The sequence below is a fragment of the Oceaniovalibus sp. ACAM 378 genome, assembly GCF_008085915.1.
In the GTDB taxonomy this organism is placed as follows: Bacteria; Pseudomonadota; Alphaproteobacteria; order Rhodobacterales; family Rhodobacteraceae; genus Oceaniglobus.
The window spans coordinates 34,203-54,592 of record NZ_VSJK01000013.1 but is presented as its reverse complement, the minus strand read 5'-3'; the positions used below and the strand labels follow the sequence as shown (position 1 = coordinate 54,592).

At 58.7% G+C, this 20,390-nt stretch carries 18 protein-coding genes and 3 pseudogenes; 20 read left to right on the top strand and 1 reads right to left on the bottom strand.

All coding sequences use genetic code 11. The features are described from left to right. The first annotated feature begins 520 nt into the window (after positions 1–520). The 6 genes and pseudogenes from FQ320_RS17385 (at position 521) to FQ320_RS17360 (ending at position 6,406) form a co-directional block, all read left to right on the top strand. The gene (locus FQ320_RS17385; RefSeq protein ID WP_148474533.1) at positions 521–2,167 is read left to right on the top strand and encodes a recombinase family protein; all 1,647 of its coding nucleotides are present in this window, start codon (positions 521–523) and stop codon (positions 2,165–2,167) included. Between the two features lie 421 nt (positions 2,168–2,588). Further along, positions 2,589–2,738: pseudogene (locus FQ320_RS17380) on the top strand (EamA/RhaT family transporter); the annotation flags it as partial. Between the two features lie 232 nt (positions 2,739–2,970). Beyond that, entirely contained in the window at positions 2,971–4,509 is a 1,539-nt protein-coding gene (locus FQ320_RS17375) for a hypothetical protein (protein WP_148474531.1), read from the top strand. Positions 4,510–4,524: 15 nt separating this feature from the next. Further along, on the top strand, positions 4,525–5,268 hold the full coding sequence (locus FQ320_RS17370) for a hypothetical protein (RefSeq protein ID WP_148474529.1): 744 nt from the start codon (positions 4,525–4,527) through the stop codon (positions 5,266–5,268). Between the two features lie 34 nt (positions 5,269–5,302). Next, positions 5,303–5,629: a hypothetical protein gene (locus FQ320_RS17365; protein WP_148474527.1), complete on the top strand. Its 327-nt coding sequence runs from the start codon at positions 5,303–5,305 to the stop codon at positions 5,627–5,629. Between the two features lie 285 nt (positions 5,630–5,914). After that, positions 5,915–6,406 carry a hypothetical protein gene (locus tag FQ320_RS17360; protein ID WP_255509581.1) on the top strand — a complete coding sequence of 164 codons (492 nt, stop codon included), beginning with the start codon at positions 5,915–5,917 and terminating at the stop codon, positions 6,404–6,406. Positions 6,407–6,431: 25 nt separating this feature from the next. On the opposite strand, the gene FQ320_RS17355 is transcribed toward FQ320_RS17360, so the two are convergent. Then, positions 6,432–7,712: a site-specific integrase gene (locus FQ320_RS17355; protein ID WP_148474695.1), complete on the bottom strand. Its 1,281-nt coding sequence runs from the start codon at positions 7,710–7,712 to the stop codon at positions 6,432–6,434. 566 nt (positions 7,713–8,278) lie between these two features. Here FQ320_RS17355 and FQ320_RS17350 point away from each other — a divergent pair. The 14 genes and pseudogenes from FQ320_RS17350 to FQ320_RS17295 all read left to right on the top strand — a co-directional run bounded on the left by FQ320_RS17350 (position 8,279) and on the right by FQ320_RS17295 (position 20,322). Further along, positions 8,279–8,524 carry a helix-turn-helix domain-containing protein gene (locus FQ320_RS17350; RefSeq protein ID WP_148474523.1) on the top strand — a complete coding sequence of 82 codons (246 nt, stop codon included), beginning with the start codon at positions 8,279–8,281 and terminating at the stop codon, positions 8,522–8,524. Then, entirely contained in the window at positions 8,521–8,787 is a 267-nt protein-coding gene (locus FQ320_RS17345) for a hypothetical protein (protein ID WP_187393939.1), read from the top strand. Before FQ320_RS17350 ends, FQ320_RS17345 begins: the two co-directional genes overlap by 4 nt. Then, the gene (locus FQ320_RS17340) at positions 8,784–9,179 is read left to right on the top strand and encodes a VRR-NUC domain-containing protein (RefSeq protein ID WP_148474521.1); all 396 of its coding nucleotides are present in this window, start codon (positions 8,784–8,786) and stop codon (positions 9,177–9,179) included. The genes FQ320_RS17345 and FQ320_RS17340 overlap by 4 nt, the downstream gene beginning before the upstream one ends. Beyond that, positions 9,176–10,228 carry a helix-turn-helix domain-containing protein gene (locus tag FQ320_RS17335; protein ID WP_148474519.1) on the top strand — a complete coding sequence of 351 codons (1,053 nt, stop codon included), beginning with the start codon at positions 9,176–9,178 and terminating at the stop codon, positions 10,226–10,228. Before FQ320_RS17340 ends, FQ320_RS17335 begins: the two co-directional genes overlap by 4 nt. A gap of 5 nt (positions 10,229–10,233) precedes the next feature. Further along, a pseudogene (locus FQ320_RS26870) lies at positions 10,234–10,686 on the top strand (DNA cytosine methyltransferase); the annotation flags it as partial. A 121-nt stretch (positions 10,687–10,807) separates the two neighbouring features. Continuing rightward, positions 10,808–11,197 (top strand): hypothetical protein, encoded by a 390-nt coding sequence (locus FQ320_RS26500; RefSeq protein ID WP_255509579.1) that lies wholly within the window; start codon positions 10,808–10,810, stop codon positions 11,195–11,197. After that, a complete protein-coding gene (locus FQ320_RS17325) occupies positions 11,194–11,886 on the top strand; it encodes a hypothetical protein (RefSeq protein ID WP_148474515.1) in 693 nt (230 codons plus the stop codon). Before FQ320_RS26500 ends, FQ320_RS17325 begins: the two co-directional genes overlap by 4 nt. Positions 11,887–11,945: 59 nt before the next feature. Continuing rightward, positions 11,946–12,590 (top strand): annotated as a pseudogene (locus tag FQ320_RS26495) (N-6 DNA methylase); the annotation flags it as partial. Between the two features lie 82 nt (positions 12,591–12,672). Next, entirely contained in the window at positions 12,673–13,485 is an 813-nt protein-coding gene (locus FQ320_RS26490) for an N-6 DNA methylase (protein ID WP_255509578.1), read from the top strand. Between the two features lie 11 nt (positions 13,486–13,496). Then, positions 13,497–14,783: a restriction endonuclease subunit S gene (locus FQ320_RS17315; RefSeq protein ID WP_222861626.1), complete on the top strand. Its 1,287-nt coding sequence runs from the start codon at positions 13,497–13,499 to the stop codon at positions 14,781–14,783. 59 nt (positions 14,784–14,842) lie between these two features. Then, complete coding sequence (locus tag FQ320_RS17310; protein ID WP_148474511.1) at positions 14,843–15,679, top strand: DUF6615 family protein; 837 nt, start codon at positions 14,843–14,845, stop codon at positions 15,677–15,679. Positions 15,680–15,736: 57 nt separating this feature from the next. Continuing rightward, entirely contained in the window at positions 15,737–16,786 is a 1,050-nt protein-coding gene (locus FQ320_RS17305) for a pentapeptide repeat-containing protein (RefSeq protein ID WP_148474509.1), read from the top strand. Positions 16,787–16,801: 15 nt separating this feature from the next. Further along, entirely contained in the window at positions 16,802–17,185 is a 384-nt protein-coding gene (locus FQ320_RS17300) for a hypothetical protein (RefSeq protein WP_148474507.1), read from the top strand. 2 nt (positions 17,186–17,187) lie between these two features. After that, positions 17,188–20,322 (top strand): type I restriction endonuclease subunit R, encoded by a 3,135-nt coding sequence (locus tag FQ320_RS17295; RefSeq protein ID WP_148474505.1) that lies wholly within the window; start codon positions 17,188–17,190, stop codon positions 20,320–20,322. Positions 20,323–20,390 lie beyond the last annotated feature (68 nt).

The window sequence follows — 20,390 nt, the reverse complement described above, 5'->3', positions numbered from 1 at the left end:
AACGTTCTAACGTTGAAAAACTGAGAGATGGTGCACCCGACTGTATTCGAACCAGTGACCTTCGGCTTCGGAGGCCGACACTCCACTCTGAACACCCGATCACGCGGAAGTTAAATTTGGTGCCAAAGAATTGGCCGCCGTAAGCAAGTATTTACGCTACGTTTGAATGCGAAATTGCCCTCCAATTCTCGACATAGCGAGCAGACGACCCCAAACCGCACGCCACCGCTCCCCTCAAAGGCGCATTGCTTAACTGCGCCACCTTCGCGACTATCTGTTCGATTTTATCTTTCATCAACAGGACGTAGCGGTATAGTGGCGAAAGGTTTGGCACATCGAAAGACGAGGAACAGCGACGACGTTGATCGCTCACTTGTCCTATCAAAAGATGCCGCTGGACCTGATCCGCGCCTGGTCGAGCTGATCCGTCTCCTCGCGCGTCGTGCGGCACAAGATTGGTATGGCAAGCAGTCCGGAGATCGTCGGCAAACGCGCTCCTGATGCTTCAGGAGACGAAGTCATGAAAGTCGCACTTTATGCCCGTTACTCAAGCGACAACCAACGGGACGCGTCGATCGCCGATCAATTCAGAGTCTGTCGACTGCATGCGGAAAAGCAGGGCTGGAACATCGTCGAAGAGTATTCCGACCATGCTGTGTCGGGTGCGTCGCTACTGAGGCCCGGCATTCAAGCGCTGATTGATGATGCCCACCGAGGTCGCTTCGAACTCGTTCTGTCCGAGGCGATGGACCGCCTCTCACGAGATCAGGAAGATATCGCCGGTTTCCACAAGCGGATGGCTTATGCCGACGTAAAGATCGTTACCCTTTCCGAGGGAGAGGTCACCCACCTGCATGTAGGGCTCAAGGGCACCATGAACGCCCTTTTCTTGAAGGATCTTGCTGACAAGACGCGCCGCGGACTTCGCGGGCGTGTCGAGATGGGCAAGTCGGGCGGGGGAAACTCATATGGCTATGATGTTGTCAAACAATTCTCTCCTGATGGTGAGCCCGTCAGGGGTGATCGCGAGATCAACGATTATGAGGCATCGGTGGTCCGGCGGATCTATCGAGACTACGCGGCGGGTAAGTCACCGAAACGCATTGCCACGGAGATGAACCAAGAAGGCATCCGCGCGCCCAGCGGCGGCGATTGGGGTTTCAGCACGATCAACGGCAATGCCAAGCGTGGAACAGGAATCCTGAATAACGAGATGTACATAGGCCGATTGGTTTGGAACCGTCAAAGATTCATCAAGGACCCCGACACCGGACGACGGCAGGCGCGCCCCAATCCTGAGGAAGAATGGATTATCAACGATGTACCTGACCTCCGCATTGTTGATGATGAGATGTGGCAAGCCGTTAAGGCGCGGCAGCTTGCAATCAAACAGAAGCGAGGCGGCGGCAGTACCGAAAACCACTTCAGAGACCGCAGACGTCCAAAGTACCTCTTTTCGGGCCTTACCAAGTGCGCCTGCTGTGGTGGCGGCTATACGATGATTTCCACCGATCTCGTCGGCTGCGCAACTGCCCGCAACAAGGGGACCTGCGACAACCGCAAGAATATTCGTCGTGATCGGCTTGAAGAACGCGTCCTGAGCGCCTTGCGCCATCACCTCATGGAACCGACCTTGTTCAAGGAATTCTGCGACGAGTTTACGCGCGAGATGAACCGCCTCCGCATGGATGGACGGGCGGCGATTGCCGCAGCTGAGACCGAAGTGAAACGCATCGATCGCGAGTTGGACAGATTGGTCGATCTCATTCTGAAGGGAGGTGCTGCGGACCGCATCAATGAAACGATGGTGGGTCTCGAACAGCGGAAGAAGGAGCTGGAGGCCATCCTGGCCGATGCAGATGAACCGCCACCCCTGCTGCACCCGGAGATGGCCGGATACTACCGTGCTCAAGTGACGAAGCTTCACACATCCTTGCAGGACGAAGTCGAGGCGAAGAGACTGGACGCAACTGAGATACTGCGATCACTTGTCGACGAGATCATCCTAACGCCGACCGAGGACGAAATGCTGATCGATGTACGGGGCGATCTTGCTGGAATCCTTAGCGTTTCCCTTAAACGCAAAAAACCCGCCACAGGGGCGGGTCAATCGCAATTTGAGTTGGTTGCGGGAGTAGGATTTGAACCTACGACCTTCAGGTTATGAGCCGAAACCCCAGCGATTCCAGCAACTTAGGAAAACCAAATACTTACGCGATAAGCCTCTGATTTCACGCATTTTCCGTTCCAGCACCGCCCGTCATCGACCGGTTTTCAACGTCTCAAACCCCGCCAAACAGGCGCATGCGGGTTGACGTGGCGTTGACATGAATTGCGCGATCATCAATCGCGCCGCGGAACAGCTAGGCAGAAACCAGCTTCGGAAATGTGTCCCCGAAGGACAGATGGAATGGATTATTTTGGTGTCCACGCTCTCTGGCGTGGCAGGTGTATGGTGGCCCCTGTTGGCGCAGCCAATGGTCGCAAAATGGATAGACGTGCGCGGGGTGACATCCTATCCGGGCTTCATAGCCATTGCTGCCTCCGACATCCCGTCCACCGACCGCATCCTTGCTGGCATTGCCCTGATGCTGGGATTCTGCGTGACGGCACCCCTGCTCGATGTAGCGGCCAAGCTGGCATCAGGAAGCGTTCCGGTGGGTCAGATCACGGCTGCACGCTTTATCGTTCAATGCGCGCCGATGGCGCCTGCTGTCTGGATCATGGGGCTATCGCTCTGGGCTACAGCCGACCGGCTTCGGAAACTATCATCCCCGTGAACCCGGGACCAGCATGCACTAGAACTCGAAATGGACCACCCAGGTGGGGCTGGTCAGAATGGCATACGCAACACAAAACTATTCCTAGCTCGAGCCAACTTCACTATCGTCCCGTGCAAGCTATTCGATGTAGCCTGGGTTCAAAGCCTGACACTCGGATGACTGCACATGCAAAACAAAGGCAAAGAATTTGACCGTTGATGCCAGCGTAAGCCTTACTCAGAAATTCGTCGACGTCGCAGTCGACCAACTTAATCTGACTGGGCTGTTTCTTGCCTCGACTGGAGTGGGTCAACGCCACCTACCGGGAATGAAGCGTCTCTATCAGACGCTGCAGATATCGTTTGAAATCTCGAAACAGTTCGACGCTGTTCATCCTAATCAAACCCTTCCTTACACATATAGTACGAGGGTTTGGCGGCGTAGGGAATTGGCCGGATTCTCGAGCGGAACCGATCGAGTTGCGGCAAGTGAATACTTGGAGGCAATCGTTGGTCGCTGGTTAGCCGCTTATGAGCACCCCCAGGCAAATAAAAGCCACTTGTTGAAATCCGCACTTTGGTTCTCTGAAAATAATGGATCGGATTATCGGGGAGGGCTAAAGATGCTCACGTCCCTTTCCGCGGCAGGCCACTTGGCCTTTTCGACCATACTCTATGACACTTTGTTCAAGTTTTTTGGATTGTCCCAAAGATATGAGAGCCTTAGGTTCCTCAGGGATTGCGATACCCAAAGCCTAAGTGCCTTAAATCGTGGTCTATCAAATTTCGATATCTCAGACGAGCATCCCGAGAACTTCCCAGAGACCTTGTTGGAAGAGAGTATTCAAATCTGCCTAAGGCAAATCGACTTCGCCAAGGAAGCAGGGAGCTTGGAAGACTGGTGGATAAGGGTTGAGCAAGCCGCTGGATTGATAACAGCTCTCGGTATTTTCCACCATGATCGCTTTAGCAAGCGTTGCTCAGTGATTGTTCGCTCAGTACTCAGCGGTATTGAAGAGGTCTCTGCTGATTTGAGCGCACTTCAGGGTATGAGAGTACTTTTCGCCAATAATGCTGTGCCGCTGACCTTCAGTCTGGACCGATACTCTGATTATGCGTCTGGATATAAACTGCAGTTTGGGGAGTCGGAGTGGTTACCGAGGCTTCTTGATGAGCGACTTCTGTTTCCTAGAGCCATTGGGGATATCATAAAGGACGCCAAGGAAGACTCCTTCGATTCCATCTCGCTGCCGCAGAAATTTAGATTTCCAGGTCCAAGGCTGGCCACACCTCTTTCGATCGCACTTTGCGTTGATCCGGAGCATATCCGAACACATGGCTTCAAGAGTGAGAAGCTTGACCAAGTTGTAGCGGAGATCGAGAATGGGGGTCCAAATGATGACAACATCAGAGCAACAGCTCGCAAAAGGCTCCTTAGAGAGAGTGTGAGCTTCGAAAGAGCGCATCTGTCCATGCTTCCAAACAATGCAATCGGGAGGACGAATGGTATACGAGAAGTACTGGAACGATGCCCATGGCTACCGGAGGCACTAAACGCACAGGCACTTATGCTGGCTCTGGAAGGTCAAGTCATGACTGCTGTGGAGTTGCTTACCTATTGCGTCCTTTTGAGACCCAAAGAACCTATCCATTGGTCGGCCCTGTCGACCATCGCGGCAGCAAATGGCTATGGCGATGACCATCGCTTTTTTGGGTCCGCGGGCGCAGCAATTAGAGATCTGATGTAAAAAGGAGAAACAAGTATGAAGATGATGTCCATCATCGACTTGGCGAGTGACTCTCGATATGCAATCTCCACGAAACGCAATCAACTTGGGTCGATCGCTGACCGCGAAGAATTCGAAGCTAATCTCGGTGCCTTAGATGCGTGCCACCATGGGATTTATGCTTACGTGGCGTTCCACCCCACCACAGATGACTGGATTGCAGATTTCATCGTAAGTAGCAACATTGGATCTGATGCTGGAAAAAACATCTTGGTGTTGTTTCTAGCTACGACGAGCAATTCGGCCAAAATGAACGACTTGGAACGCGCTCAGTTGGAATTCGGCGTTGATCTGGTAAGAGATGACCATCCCGCCTACGAAATGGCAGCTCAATTCTTCCCGAGTACAGAAACCCCGATGCTGCCAGGTTTGGTTTTCTTTGAATCCTTGGTTGAACCAAAGTTTGCACTCTATGTTCCTATAAGTAAAAGTGACACCGATGAGCTTACTTCGAAATTCAGGTTAATACTTTCCTTGGCAAATTCTTCATTGAAGAATTACTCCGAAGAAGATCCGAAGCTGGTGTTCGACCGGTTCGCGGCTAAGCTGATATCGCAGGGAATAGATTTTAAGCGAGCAGACAAATCTGGAGTTCGCGGACTTGCCCTCATAGGAGGCGCCTGGGTGCTGCGGAACATTTCAGCGATTTTTGCTGCATTGCCTCGGTTTCTGGACAATATCGGTAAGGCTAAGTCACTTTCGGAGTCAGACGATTCATGAGCTTGCGCTTAATCTTGATTGTCGAGTTTATATTTTGACCGAGCTGTCGATGCGATCAAAGCAGTCTAACGGCTTTGAAGATGAATTCATGGAAGCTTGTCGGGAGGAAGTCGCAGTCAACGAAGGCCACTTCTCAACCACGAATTACTGGGTTTCGGAAGCTGATGAAATTTGTGGTGTCGTACCCTTCGCCGCGCTTTGCGTCGAGGTCCGTTTGTCCAGCTTGGGGTCAGTTCATAACATGAAGGTCAAGTTTCCCTTACGTTCCACACCGACGATCATTCCTGCCGCCGCGTTACCCACAGATTCCTGCTTCGCCCCTATTGATCCCGTTTCTGTCGAATGCGAAATACCCGCATGAGGCGAGCAGGCCTCAATCAGAATCACGACAGGACGACCCACTTCGCGCAGAGCTGTTAAAGAAGGCGATCGCACGCCCTGACCTTTTGCGCCCGGATTTTCCTGTCTTGCCATAAAAACATGGTCAGCAGGGCACAGGCATGGTCTCTCCTCTGGCTCAATTGAGGAGGGAGTCGCCGTGGCATTACCACCGCGCGTGTTTTTTTCGCTTTATGAAGTCTCAGTCCGTTGGGACTGTTCTGTCGCCGACATCGCGGGGTGGGCTTCACAGGGCAAGCTGAAGATCATGACAGGGATCGGCCTGGTCCGTTGTGGCGATGCCACGGTGGCGGGTCCGGTGACCCTGTCGCCGATGGACCTGCTGCCCCTGTTTCGCCGCAGCGGCCCAACACCGACTGAGGGCATGGTGCAACGGATCATGCCCGACAAAACATCGGACTGGCTGGTCATCACCGATCCAGCGGGCGGTATTCCTGTGGCGGTGGCGGACATGCTGATCCGCGCGGATGAGGTGTTCGGCTTCGAGGACGAGCACGACTTGGTCCGCAAGGCCGCCGGGGGTGCGAATGGCGGACAGCCCTATGATTGGGCGGGCATGAACATCGCACTGATCCGGCGCATCCACGATCAGGGCCTGCCCGCCACACAGGCCGAACTCATCGCGGAGATGCAGGACTGGTTTGCCGATCAGACAGGTGGGGCGAGGATCCCCGACAGCCGGAGCATCCGCAGGCGGATCACGCCGATCTGGCATGAGCTGCGCCGCGAAGAGGCCTGACCGGCTCCGCACAAGGCGGCACGGGTCACGCGGACTTTTGATCGTCGGCCAGGTTCCTGGGCGCGGCATCGGCATCATGCACGATCTTCGGGCGGGGCCGGAGCATGCTGGCCACGGCATCGACACCGGCGCGCAGGGGCGAATCCATCAGGTGCGCATAGCGCTGGGTCGTCTGCATCTGGCTGTGGCCCAGCAATTTGCCGATCATCTCCAGTGAGGCCCCGCCGCTGACCAGCAAGGAGGCGAAGGTGTGGCGCAGATCATGGATGCGCACCTCGGGAAGCTTGGCCTCTTTCTGCATGTTGATCCAGAAACGGCGGATTTCCTTGACCGGCTGGCCCGGCACATCACCGGGAAAAAGCCACGGGTTGCCCTTTGGCACCGCCAGCTGGCGCTGGCGCACAATAGCGGCGACCTCGGCCGAGATCGGAATGCGGTGGATCTTGCGCTGCTTGGTGGTGGTGGCGGGCTTCGCCCAGCTGCCCAGCTCCAGATTGAACTGTTCAAACCGCGCCTGCCGCACCTCGCCCACCCGGCTGCCGGTCAGCAGGCACATCCGGATGATCCCTGCCGCGCGCTGATCCTCGGCCTCGTCCAGCGCCTCGGCCAGCCGCGCGATCTCGTCCTGCGACAGGAACCGCTCGCGGGCGTTCTCCACCCTTTTCCTGAAACCCGACGCCGGATTGTCCGTGCGCCAGCCCCAGCTGATGGCAAGCGTGAACATCTTGCGCAGCACCTCGCCCGTCCGGTTGGCGCGGATCGGGGTCGGCTTTGACCCTTGCAGCTTGCGCGCCCGGTTGTTGGGCTTCTCCTTCGAAGGCCGCGCCCGGCCCCTGGCGATGATGTTCAGCAGTTTCGCCACATCATGCGGCGTGATCTCACTGACCAGCTTGTTGCCCCAGTGGGGTGCAACGAGTTTCTTCAACATCGATCGCTGGTCGGATGCGTTGGTCTTTGCAAGATGCGGCACATGCTCGGCCAGATAGCGGTCGATCATGTCGTTGATCCTTGGGGCCTCGCGCAATTCACCCCGCGCGCCAAGCGGATCGTGGCCCGCGTCAATCTCGCGGCGCAGTTCCTTTGCGCGCTCGCGCGCAGCTGTCACCGTCCATTCCGGCCAGCGCCCGATGGCCATGCGGCGCTGCGCCCCGGCATACCGATAATCAAGCGCAAACGACCGGTTGCCGGACCGCAGGATGCGGATCGAGAACCCCCGCACCTCGGTGTCGAAGATCTGATAGTCACGCCCCTTCGCAGGTGCAGCCTCCCGCACCGATTTATCGTTCAATCGTAATCTGTTGACCAACTCGAGCCCCCTTTCACCTGTGACACAGGCGTAGATTCGCCCCACAATCAAGCCAAGCACACAGACCAGGGTGGCGGGGAGGCGCAGGGTGGCAGCGGACCGCCGCACCCATGCCACCCGTTGTTTTGTTGGGTTTTGCGAAAAATCTGGCAAGCGCGGCCCACGCGGTGATGCCGTGCAACGGGTCGCTAAGCGCGCATTGGCGCCAGATTCACTAGCGATTTTTGTAAATTTCCAATGAAATCAGGGGGTGGCGCGGTTTCGGCAGAGCGATGCCACCCTGCCACCCAACTGAAACCCCGCGTGTGCCGCCGAACGTCGCCCGATGCGGGCCTGTGCGGTGCAAACGGGCACAACCGCGCCCGGCGCGGTGCGCGCAGGCACGCCTGCCCGTCCTGCGCCTGAGCACTCCCACATCGCGCCAGACGCGCAATCCCCAATAAAACAAGGGGTGGCACGCAATGCCAATTCCAGTGCCACCCCGCGCCTTCCCGCCACCCCTTTGCGTCTGCGTCTTTTGGATCCGGAAATCAGCCCGCTTCGGGCGATCAACGGGAGACAAGAGCATGACGGAAACCGGACCCTCAGAGCGATCCGCGCCAGGTGGCGTATTGACCGGCTGGATCAGCCGCCTCGACCTGGCGCTTGAGCTGGATCTGACGGTGGACACGCTGCGCCGCTGGGAGGCGCGACGCTTCGGGCCGCCCTGCGTGCGCGCGGGCCGCAAGGTCTATTACCGCCGTGACGCCGTGCAGGATTGGCTGCAACAGCAGGAACTGCCGAGCCCCCGGCGCGCGGGAGGTCGGCGATGAAACCGCAGCTTTCCGTTCGCAAACACTCTGCGCGGGACACATCGCGCACGGACTGGATCGACGAGCGGCGGCGCGAGGCCCGCGCCGTCGTGGCCGACGTGGCGCACCACTCTGATCATCTGATCCGGCTGGCATGCAATGTCCTCGTTCAACATGGCGAGACGGACGAGGAACGCGAGGACGCGCGCATCCTGCTGGTGGTGGTCGATGCAAGGCATCCCACGCGGGGCAACCACCGGCCGGATCCGGAGGTGGGGTCATGAAGCGGCGCGGCACCCCCGAGGCCGATCTGCAACGCGCGGTGGTGCAGACACTGCGTGTTGCCCTGCCGCGCACGGCCATCATCCATCACTGCGCCAACGAGGTGACCGAGGCTGGCCCCCGCGGCGCAAAGCGCCAGGCCATTCTGGTCGGCATGGGTGTGCATGCGGGTTTTGCCGACCTGATGGTCCTGTGCGATGGCCGCGTGCTGTTTCTTGAGCTGAAGGCCCCCAAAGGCCGACTGCGTCCCACCCAGGAGGCGTTCCGCGATGCCGTTCTGGCGCAGGGCTTTGGCTGGGCGCTGGTGCGCTGTCTGAACGACGCGGTGGGCGCGCTGGCGGATCACGGGTTCACCACGCGCGTTGCCAGCCCGGTTCGGAGGCCCGCGCCATGAGCCACGAGGCCACCAACTGGGCGATCAAACAGCGCGGGTTGAAGCCCACCACCAAGATCGTGCTCTGGCATCTCTGCGAACGGTTCAACCCGGACTACGGCTGCTTTCCCTCACAGGCGCGGCTGGCGCATGATTGCGAGATCAGTCGGGCAACGCTCAACCGCCACCTCGACGGGCTGGAAGCACGCGGACTCATTCGTCGGATCAGGGTCATAGATCCCAAGACCGGGCAGCAGCGCCCCACCCGCTATCTGCTGGGCTGCGAGCCGGGGTTCACGCCGCGCGGGCCGGGCCAAATCGAGTGTGATTCAACCAATCCCTTCGAGGCAGGAGAGGCTGAAACCCCGTGTCCAGGTTTGAGACACGGGTCGATTGCCGAAAAAGCGCACACCTGCAAGGGCTTGTCGTCCGAAACAGGCCCAAAGCCGTGTCTCAAATCCGGACATGGGCCCGTGTCTCAATTCGACGCAAACCCGTGTCTCAAAAATGACCAATCCCGTGTCTCAAATTGCGACACTAACCTTGTAAGGGAACCACTAAGTAAACCAGTAAAGGAGGAGGAGGACGCGCAGGCGCGAGATTTCGATTTTGATCGGTTCTTTGACGAGTTGCTCTCGGCGCTGGGCTTTGTCGCAAATGCCAGCCTGCCCGCCTGGTGGCATGGCGCGCCAGCGCGGCAGCACGTTCGCCGCTGGCGTGATGAGCTCGGGCTGTCTGGGGACCGGGTCATCGAGGTCGCCACCGAGACCCGGCGTGATCACCCCAACCCGCCCGATGGGCCAAAAGCGCTGGATCGGTTCATGGAACGCGCTGCCCAGCGCGATGCGCAGGCTGATGCTGCAAGTGGCAGCGCCCTGACGGCCAAGCGCAGCCGCAAGGCCCAAGGCACGCCACCACCCAGCCCGCATGAGCTGGCGGCCTTCTACGCGGCCAAGGTGAACTCCGACGAATACCTGCCCCAAAACATGATCAGCGCCGCAATGTGCGAAGCGATGCTGGCCCGCAGGTTGGTGACAGCGGACAGGCTGCGTCAGCGGGGGGTGCGGTGAATGGCATGGTGTCACGTCCCCGGCACGGATTGTCCCTCTGCGCAGGCGGCGGAGGCCTTGATCTGGGCCTCATGCTCGCCGAACCCGGTTTTCACACCCGCGCCTTCGTCGAATGGGAGGACTGGCCCCGAGCCGTCCTCATCGCAGCCCAGCGCGCGGGATATTTCGCCCCGGCCCCGATCTGGGACGATCTGCGCAGCTTCGATGCCCGCCCCTTTCACGGTGCCTTCGACATCGTCCTCGCCGGATACCCCTGCCAGCCCTTCAGCGCGGCCGGAAAACGCAGTGGGGCCGATGATCCCCGCCACCTCTGGCCAGACGTCGCCCGTGTCATCGCCGAATGCCGCCCCAAATGGGTCTTCCTCGAAAATGTCCCCGGCCACGTCAGCCTTGGCCTTGAGACCGTGCTGCGAGAGCTTCGGGACATGGACTACACGCCTGCGACAGGCCTGTTCAGTGCGGCAGAAGTCGGCGCGCCGCACCAGCGGGTGCGGCTCTTCATCCTGGCCCACACCGGCGGCCCAGAACTGGAAGGGCAGCAGCCCGGCCAGTGTGATCCGGGCCGATGGGAAGTCCCGGATGGATATCCTGCACTACCGGGCCGAGCAGGGCTTCACCCGCCCGGTCCCGGCCACCACGGCGCATGGTCGGCAATCCTCGCCGCACGCCCCGATCTCGCGCCTGCTTTGGGCTTCGATGATTGCCTCGCATGGGCGGGTCGTCTCGCGGCGGATCCTGAAAGCCCGGGCACGGCGGCGGCTGAACCCGCTCTTCGTCGGATGGCTGATGGGCTGGCCTATCGGGCACGCGCTCTGCGCCTGCTCGGCAACGGAGTTCACCCTCTGGCAGCAGCGCATGCGTGGCGCACTCTCGCAGCTGCCCATGGCCTCGGGCCCTTGGAACTGGCGGCCGAACGAGGGGACGGCGTGCCCAACGCAACTGGATTTCCTTGAAGGATTGCAGCCATGAGTTTCCAAGGCAGGCTCGGCCGCAGGGGCAGCACGAAGGTCAAACGCGCGCTGGGCGTGCAGGCGGCGTTGGAATGGGCCTTTCGGGTGGAAAAGGCGCAGCTGGAACTGCCTGTGCCGAAGGATGTGACCGAGGAGGGTTTTGGCTTCGGCCTTGAATACGTCCTGATGCAGCGCGCCGCGCTAGGCTGCAAAGTAGACGGCGGGGAGCACAAAATGGGCAGTTATACCCATGCGGACGCCGAGGTGATCGCGGCCACAGTAGCCGGAATGCCCGACAGCCTCGGCGGCATCCGCATGGCGATCCGCGTCGCGGAACTGGCCCGGGCCGGGCTGACCCCCGACTGGATGCCCGGGGTCGTGCCGCGCTGCGTCCCAGTGGAAACGCGACAAAACCAGCATGGTGTTCGGGCGACCACCGTGGTGGTCGGCACTGAGCGCGTGCTGACCCGCGGGAAGTGGCGAACGGTGGAGGTTTTAGCCTGTCCCGTCACCTGGCGGCCGCATCCGGAACAGATCACATCCGCCCGGCGCGGTTACGAGGATTGGTGGCAGGCGCTGGGCTGGATTAGCGACGGGCTGATCGCAGGCGGGATGCTGCGGGAGGTCGTGGTGGCGGCGGCCATGCCGAAAGCGCAGCCATGGCAGGGTCGGCAAAGAGCAAAGCCTTCAATACCGCTTAGTGGCTAGATTTCATCTTCTGGCTGAAATACGGTCTCAAAAAGAAGTTTGAGAGGGCAGATTAGTCAATGGCATCAACAGATAACGGTTCCGACCTAGGTATTGAAGCCAGCCTATTTAAGACCGCTGACAAATTGCGCGGCAATATGGAGCCGTCGGACTACAAGCACGTCGCTCTTGGTCTGATATTTCTCAAGCACATCTCGGACAGTTTCGAACTTAAGCGACAATCGCTGCTAGCTGAATATCCCGAAGATGCTGAAGACCCCGACGCATACCTTGCCGAAAACGTCTTTTGGGTACCGCAAGAGGCGCGCTGGTCGCATCTTCAGGCCAGCGCCAAGCAGACAACTATTGGCAAGTTGATCGACGAAGCAATGATCGCCATCGAGAAGGTGAACCCCTCCCTCAAGGGCGTCCTGCCAAAAGATTATGGCCGCCCTGCGCTCAACGCCGTCATGCTGGGCGAACTGATCGACCTCATTTCCGGTATCGCGCTGGGCGAAGGCAAGGACAAAGCCCGCGACTTGTTGGGCCGGGTCTATGAATACTTCCTCGGCCAATTCGCAGGCAGCGAGGGCAAGCGTGGCGGCGAGTTCTACACCCCCCGCTCCGTCGTGCGCACCATGGTCGAGATGCTGGAGCCTTACAAAGGTCGCGTCTATGATCCCTGCTGCGGATCCGGTGGCATGTTCGTGCAGTCGGAAAAGTTCGTGGAGGCCCACGGTGGCCGTCTGGGAGACATCGCCATCTACGGGCAGGAAAAGCAACTACACCACTTGGCGGCTCTGCAAGATGAACCTTGCTGTGCGCGGCATCGACGCCGACATCAAGTGGAACTCCGAAGGCACTTTCCACAAGAACGAACTGCCCGACCTGCGCGCCGATGTGATCCTTGCCAACCCGCCCTTCAACATCTCGGACTGGGGCGGCGAGCGACTGCGCGAGGATGGGCGCTGGAAATATGGCACGCCCCCCGCAGGGAACGCGAACTACGCCTGGCTGCAGCACATCCTGCACCATCTGGCCCCCTCGGGAACGGCGGGCGTTGTCTTGGCCAACGGCTCGATGTCCTCGACCCAATCGGGCGAGGGCGAGATGCGTAAGGCCATGATCGAAGGCGAAGTGATCGACTGCATGATCGCCCTGCCGGGGCAGTTGTTCTATTCCACACAGATTCCGGCCTGCCTTTGGTTTCTGGCCAAGGACAAATCCAACGGCATCGCCCGCGACCGGAAGCTGCGCGATCGGCGCGGCGAGGTGCTGTTCATCGACGCCCGCAAGCTGGGCTTCATGGTGGACCGTACCCGTAAAGAGTTTGCCGATGCCGACATCACGCAGATTGCCGAGACTTACCACGCCTGGCGACTAGGTGAGGGCTACGCCGACATTCCCGGCTTTTGCAAATCGGCGAGCCTTGAGGAAATCAGGTCGCACGGCCACGTCCTGACCCCGGGCCGCTATGTCGGGGCCGAGGCGGTCGAGGAGGACGAGACGCCCTTCGCTGAACGGTTCGCGGGTTTGCAGGACAAGTTGGAAGCACAGTTTGGAGAGGCCGAGGACCTGACGGTGACGATCCGGGAACGGTTGGCGGGGATTGAGTTGTGAGTGACGGCCGAGTGTCCGTTCAATTGGGTGATGTCGTAGCAATTCAGACCGGGTTTCCGTTCAAGAGCAGCAACTATTCCGATGATCAGTCAGATCCCAAACTGCTGCGCGGCGACAACATCGCACAAGGAAAAGTTCGCTGGGATGGAGTCAAAAGGTGGCCCACGGCGGACACCAGTGGGATCGACCAGTATTGGTTGCGAGAAGGTGACGTAATCCTTGCGATGGATCGTCCTTGGATCGAAGCAGGTTTGAAATACTGCGTTATCCAAAGCGACGACCTACCATGCCTGCTTGTACAGCGAGTAGCGCGACTGCGTGGTCAGAAGCAGCTAGACAACGGCTTCTTGCGCTATGTGATTGGCAGCCAGTCGTTCACAGAACACGTTCTGGCGGTCCAAACCGGAACGGCAATTCCGCACATAAGCACCAAGCAGATCCAAAGCTTCCATTTCGATCTTCCCCCCCTCCCCAAGCAACGCGCCATTGCTGCCACGCTCGGGGCGCTGGATGACAAGATCGAGTTGAACCGGCGGATGAATGAGACGCTGGAGGCCATGGCCCGGGCGCTGTTCCGCGACTGGTTCGTCGATTTCGGCCCCACCCGCGCCAAGATGGCAGGCACCACACCTTACCTCTCCCCCGACATCTGGCCCCACTTCCCCGACCGCCTGGACGACGAGGGCAAGCCGGAGGGGTGGGATTTTGAGACCGTCATTGATCAGGCCGACTGGATCAATGGCGCGGCCTACAAGAACATGCATTTTTCCGACGCGCCCGATGCCTTGCCTGTCATCAAGATCGCTGAACTGAAAAACGGCGTCACTGGAAATACAGCATGGACCGCCACCGATCTTGGATCGCGCTACCTGATTGATGATGGTGAACTTCTGTTCTCTTGGTCGGGCAACCCTGATACCTCGATTGACACCTTCCTTTGGTCGGGAGGCAAAGCGTGGCTGAACCAGCATATTTTTGCAGTGCGTGAGACCGGAAAGCGCAGCAAACCCTTCCTGCATGCCATGCTGAAATTCCTCAAACCCGAGTTTGCAGAACTAGCGCGCAATAAGCAGACCACCGGACTTGGCCATGTTACGAAGGCAGATATGAAGCGAATGCTGATTTGCACAGCACCGAAATCCGTCCACCAAGCATTTGACGAGCTGATAACTCCAATCTTCGACAGAGCATTTCTGCTCCAAATGGAATCCCGCACCCTCGCCCAGACCCGCGACCTCCTCCTCCCCAAACTCATATCCCGCGAAATCCACCTCAGCGGCGCGGAGAGCGTGGTGTGAGGGTGCTTCCGAACTACTGCCGCTCTTTCCGGCAAGAGGCCCTTCAGGTATGGCTTGACATGTCCGAGGCCGAAGGCTTTGGCCTGCCGCGCAACGAGGAAACTACGACCGAAGAGCTTCTTCTGAGCCTCGCCCGCAAGCACAAAGGGCGCGGGCTGAACATCAAGGCCTATACCAAGACCGACGAGAGCACGAACGGGGCCGACTGGGCGTTCTGGTTCGCGGATGGCCCATGGAAGGGCATAGGTGCACGCATACAGGCCAAGCGGCTATTTGCCGATGATGGGGCATACAGCTCGCTCTATCACCAAAGCAAGACACAGAAAGCCGCCAGCAAGGCATCAGGGCAACCCACGCCCAATCAGTGCGAAACCTTGCTCACCCACCGGGACGGCCTTGTGCCACTTTATGTGTTCTACAACTCTGACGGGCTTAAGCTGAGCGCCACGCTCTCGGCCCACGTGCAACTGGCTTGGTGGCATCTGTGCGGCTTTCCGTTCCCCTCGCCGGATTGGGGGATCAGCGCGGCGAGCGCGCTTGCCATCAAGAAAGCGAATTGGGGCAAAGACAACCGCCCCGGAGACTTCCAGATGATCCCCTGGCATTTCCTTGTCTGCCCCTGCTGCTGGGATGATCGCCCCGCGGACTCGTCCCTGCCATCGCTGATCGGGCATGGCCTGCAGCAGCTCTATAGTTACAGCATGGGCGAAGACATAGACGATGTGGTCGCATTCGGCGACTTGGGTCTTTCCTTTGAACCGACCGACAGCGCCCCTCCATGGGTGGGCTTGCTGAGGGAGGGTCGAGAAGCGGAAGAGGCTCTGGATGAGGAGATGGACCGTCTGAACCTGAAAGGCGTAGCCATTATCGAAGAAACGGAGGCCCGCGATGACTGATACCCGACCGAAACTCATTTCTGGTGAAATCCGTTTTAAGGATACGGAGGGCGTAGTGTGAGCTGGACTTTTCTGCGCATGCGCCGGTTCGCGCGATATTACTTCAAGATCTTTGCGAACTGGTCGCTCAGCCCGTTCCGCAAGAAGCCATTGTTTGAAATCACTCGGATTGAACGGATGCAGGCAACCGGCAACCTGGGGTTTCCAAACCGCCAAATCGCCAGGATCAAACATTGGCGGGGCGTTCTCTTTTCCGAGACGCTGATAGGACAGAGCGTACTACTGCTTGCCCTTGGCTTGATGATTGCCATAGCGTGGCAGCGTTTTGGTGACGGTGTCGCCTTGGGCGATGTCATGGTCGAATTCTGGGGCCTTCTATTCGACATTCTCTTTATCGTCGTTTTGTTGGGTGTCTTTCAGTATCGCCAGCAAAGGCGGCAAGACACCGCCCGCCAGCATGAGATCATCGAAGATCTGAAACGGTGGAACGACGAGGAAGCGATGCATCGCATCGTCGGTGCGCTCCGGCGGTTAAACGGCATGGGGCAAACAGCGGTCGATCTGACGGGGGCGGCGCTGTCCGATGCGAAGCTTAAGGGATACGGTGTAACTAGTCTGCGCGGATCGAAGCTTTCCGGCGGCGGGTGGGCAGACGAGACCTTGCGCGAGTCATCTTTCAAGAACGTCGACTTCTCGCGATTGGACCTCCGCGACGTTGTGTTTGGCGTTGATGCGTGGGGATTTGGTTTTGCGAAGTCGGGGCGATATGAAGACTGTAACTTCTGGGAAGCCGATTTGCAGGGCAGTTGCTTTGACGCCACCGAGCTACATTGGACCACCCCGCCACCGGACACTCTTGAGGAGGTCATCGCGGAAGAAGATGATGGCCGCCCGATCATGGCCCGAACCCACTATGCTAGCTTTAACGACACTGATCTTGCCCATGCTACGTTCAAAAAATGCCAATTTCATTGGGCCGACTTCCGAGAGGCCTACAATATAGAAACCGCTGATTTTGCTGCGGCAACTGGGCTGGAAACCTGTGCGTTTGATAGCGAGGAGCTGAAGCAACGAATAATCGCCAAAGCAAAAGTGGATGAGGTTTGAACCATGAGATTACCAGTGTCCACCCACAACGCCATGCTACTTGGAAACGGCCTGATTGCCCATGTCCGAATGGTGCAGTCTGCGATCAAGAAAACTGGCAAGCCACCGAAGAACCGCTATCTCACTTACACCGATTTGATCCAGAAAACGGGCGCAACTGTAATTCCGATCGGCATCGGTCAGCAATTGGACCACGTGATGGACGCCATTCACGCGGCAGGCGTACCTGAAAAGATGCGCGGCCTAACCCTTTTCGTGACCGACGCGTCCGGCTTCATAAACTATAGCGGAGGTCATTGGTACGACATCACTGCCCAAAACTCGAAATCGTATCGAGAGGCCGTGCTGGAGAAGGACTGGTCAGAGGTCGAGTTCATGTTTGCAAATGCTGGGAATTGACTATGCCAACCCTGTCGGAAGCTGAAATCGAAGGCGTGCTGCTCGATCACTTGGGGCGATTGGGATATGCCTGTTTGAACGACGCGGTATCCGGCCCTGATGGCAAAGCGCCGGAGCGAGACGCCTATTCTGATACGTTCCTACCCTGCCGCCTCCGCGATGCCATTACCCGATTGAACCCCCACATTCCGGAAGACGCCCGCGAGGATGCATTGCGTAAGTTACTTGCAGTGGAACGTCCCTCGCTAATTGAAGAGAACCGCCGCCTGCACCGCGCCTTGGTCGAAGGTGTACCGGTAGAGTACCGCACCGAGGACGGCACGATCCGCGGTGACACCGTGCGCCTGATCGACCCGGAGGATCAGCAAAACGACTGGCTGGCCATTGCCCAGTTCACGGTGATCGAGAACGGCAACAACCGCCGCCCCGATGTGGTGGTATTCCTGAACGGCCTGCCGGTGGGCGTGATCGAGGTGAAAAAGCCCGGCGCGGAAACCGCAACGCTGGGTGCGGCTTTCAACCAGTTGCAAACCTACAAAGCGCAGATCGGATCGCTATTTCGCGCCAATGCTGTGCTGATTACGACCGACGGCATTCAGGCTCGCATCGGGTCGCTGACCGCCGACATCGAACGCTTCATGCCTTGGCGCACGACTGATGGAATTGATGTGGCCCCGAAAGGTGCGCCGGAAATGTCGGTGCTGATCGAAGGCGTGTTTGAGCGCCCACGGCTGCTGTCGCTGCTGCGGGACTTCACCGTCTTTGGTGACACCCCCGGCGGCATCGCAAAAATCATCGCAGGCTATCACCAGTTCCACGCGGTCAAGCGCGCGGTGATCAGCACCATTGAGGCCAGCCGGTCGCAGGGTGATCGCAAGGCCGGGGTGATCTGGCACACGCAAGGCTCAGGCAAAAGCCTGCTGATGGCGTTCTACGCCGGGCAACTCGTGCGCGAACCCGCGATGGAAAATCCTACAATCGTGGTGATTACCGACCGCAACGATCTGGACGATCAACTATTCGGTACATTCTCAATGTGCCGGGATTTGATCCGCCAGACACCGATACAGGCCGAAAGCCGCGAGGATCTGCAGAATGCGTTGGCACGCGCCTCAGGTGGGGTCATCTTCACGACCATCCAGAAATTTGCCCCTGAGAAGGGCGAGGCTTACCCAATGCTGACAGACCGGCGCAATGTGGTCGTCATCGCTGACGAGGCCCACCGCAGCCAGTACGGATTCAAAGCCCGCATCGAGAAGACCGGTGCCATCGCCTATGGTTTTGCCAAGCACCTGCGCGATGCTTTGCCCATGGCCTCTTTCATCGGCTTCACCGGAACGCCAATTGAACAGGATGATGTGAACACGCCAGCGGTGTTTGGCCATTACATCGACGTCTACGATATCAGCCGCGCCGTCGAGGATGGGGCGACGGTGCCGATTTACTATGTGTCCCGTCTTGCCAGGATTGAGCTGCCCGACGCGGAAAAGCCCAAGGTTGATGCCGAAATCGAAGAGCTGACCGAGGATGAAGCTGTCAGCGAGCAGGAACGGCTGAAGCGAAAATGGTCCACCGTCGAGGCGCTTGTCGGCTCCGAGAAACGGCTGCGCATGGTTGCTGAGGATCTGGTCACGCATTTTGAGGCGCGCGTGCAGGCGATGGACGGCAAGGCCATGGTCGTCTGCATGAGCCGTCGTATCTGTGTGGACCTCTACAACCAGATCGTGGCCCTTCGCCCGGAATGGCATTCCGACGACGACGCAGGTGGCGTGATAAAGATCGTCATGACGGGGTCTGCCTCGGATTCCGAGAACTGGCAGCCCCATATCGGCGGCAAGGCGCGGCGCGACCTTCTGGCAAAGCGCGCGAAGGATCCGAAAGACCCGCTCAAGCTGGTGATCGTGCGCGACATGTGGCTGACTGGCTTTGACGCTCCGTCTATGCACACGATGTACATCGACAAGCCGATGCGCGGGCATGGGCTGATGCAGGCCATTGCACGGGTGAACCGGGTGTTCAGCGACAAGCCTGCAGGACTGATCGTCGACTATATCGGCATCGCGCAGAACCTGAAATCCGCGCTGGGTCAGTATTCCGCATCGGATCAGGAACAAGCAGGTATCGACGAGACCGAGGCGGTTGCAGCGCTTCTGGAACGGCTGGATGTGGTGCGCGCCATGTTCCACGGCTTCGACTATGCCACCGGGCTGACGGGCACGCCGCACCAGCGCCTCGTTACCTTGGCAGGCGCTCTTGATTGGATCCTTGCAAAGCAAGACGAGGCCGCCCAGCGCGAAACTGACAAGGAAGCCAAGAAGGCGGCGCACCGTCGGTATCAGGATGCCGTGCTTGCACTGTCCAAGGCCTTTGCGCTCAGTTCGGCCAGCGATACCGCCCGAGAGGTTCGTGACGAGGTTGGCTTCTTCCAGACCGTGCGCACCGCCATGGTCAAGGCCGCCGATACCTCCGGTCGCTCTGCGGCCGACCGCGACCTGGCAATCCGCCAGATCGTCAATGATGCGGTTGCATCGACCGAAATCGTCGACATCCTGTCGGCGGCCGGGCTTTCCTCGCCAGACATTTCCATCTTGTCAGACGAGTTTTTGGCCGAAATCGGTCAAATGGAGAAAAGGAACCTCGCCTTGGAGGCGCTGAAAAAGCTTCTGAATGATGAGATCAGGTCGCGCAGTCGGTCGAACGTCATTGAGACGCGGAAGTTTTCGGAACGGCTGGATGAGGCAATCTCGCGCTATCACATCAATGCCATCAGCACAGTCGAGGTGCTGCAGGAGTTGATCGCGCTGGCGAAGGAGGTCCGCGAGGCTAGAAACAGGGGCGAAGAAACAGGGCTGACGCCAGAAGAGATCGCCTTCTATGATGCACTGGCCGACAATCAGAGCGCCGTCGACGTCCTCGGGAATGACCAGCTGAAGATCATCGCGCATGAACTTCTGAAAGGCCTGAAGGCCAATGTCAGCATCGACTGGGCCCACCGCGACAGCGCCCGTGCGCGGCTGCGCGTTCTCGTAAAGCGAATCCTCCGAAAGTACGGCTATCCACCCGACCTCGAAGATGCTGCCGTACGGGGTGTGCTTGCTCAGTCGGAGGCGATGCTGTCCGAAATTTCGAGTGGATAAGTATCCCGTTATGCGATGGGGAAAACAGACCCTTTATTGCAACTGCTGAACAGTTGAGAAGGTTAGCT

What these genes read in the sequence shown, in the direction of transcription:
- FQ320_RS17385 (WP_148474533.1), top strand. Translation starts at nt 521, where the DNA reads ATGAAAGTCGCACTTTATGCCCGTTACTCAAGCGACAACCAACGGGAC.
- FQ320_RS17370 (WP_148474529.1), top strand. Translation starts at nt 4,525, where the DNA reads ATGAAGATGATGTCCATCATCGACTTGGCGAGTGACTCTCGATATGCA.
- FQ320_RS17360 (WP_255509581.1), top strand. Translation starts at nt 5,915, where the DNA reads ATGACAGGGATCGGCCTGGTCCGTTGTGGCGATGCCACGGTGGCGGGT.
- FQ320_RS17350 (WP_148474523.1), top strand. Translation starts at nt 8,279, where the DNA reads ATGACGGAAACCGGACCCTCAGAGCGATCCGCGCCAGGTGGCGTATTG.
- FQ320_RS17345 (WP_187393939.1), top strand. Translation starts at nt 8,521, where the DNA reads ATGAAACCGCAGCTTTCCGTTCGCAAACACTCTGCGCGGGACACATCG.
- FQ320_RS17340 (WP_148474521.1), top strand. Translation starts at nt 8,784, where the DNA reads ATGAAGCGGCGCGGCACCCCCGAGGCCGATCTGCAACGCGCGGTGGTG.
- FQ320_RS17335 (WP_148474519.1), top strand. Translation starts at nt 9,176, where the DNA reads ATGAGCCACGAGGCCACCAACTGGGCGATCAAACAGCGCGGGTTGAAG.
- FQ320_RS26500 (WP_255509579.1), top strand. Translation starts at nt 10,808, where the DNA reads ATGGATATCCTGCACTACCGGGCCGAGCAGGGCTTCACCCGCCCGGTC.
- FQ320_RS17325 (WP_148474515.1), top strand. Translation starts at nt 11,194, where the DNA reads ATGAGTTTCCAAGGCAGGCTCGGCCGCAGGGGCAGCACGAAGGTCAAA.
- FQ320_RS26490 (WP_255509578.1), top strand. Translation starts at nt 12,673, where the DNA reads ATGAACCTTGCTGTGCGCGGCATCGACGCCGACATCAAGTGGAACTCC.
- FQ320_RS17310 (WP_148474511.1), top strand. Translation starts at nt 14,843, where the DNA reads ATGTCCGAGGCCGAAGGCTTTGGCCTGCCGCGCAACGAGGAAACTACG.
- FQ320_RS17295 (WP_148474505.1), top strand. Translation starts at nt 17,188, where the DNA reads ATGCCAACCCTGTCGGAAGCTGAAATCGAAGGCGTGCTGCTCGATCAC.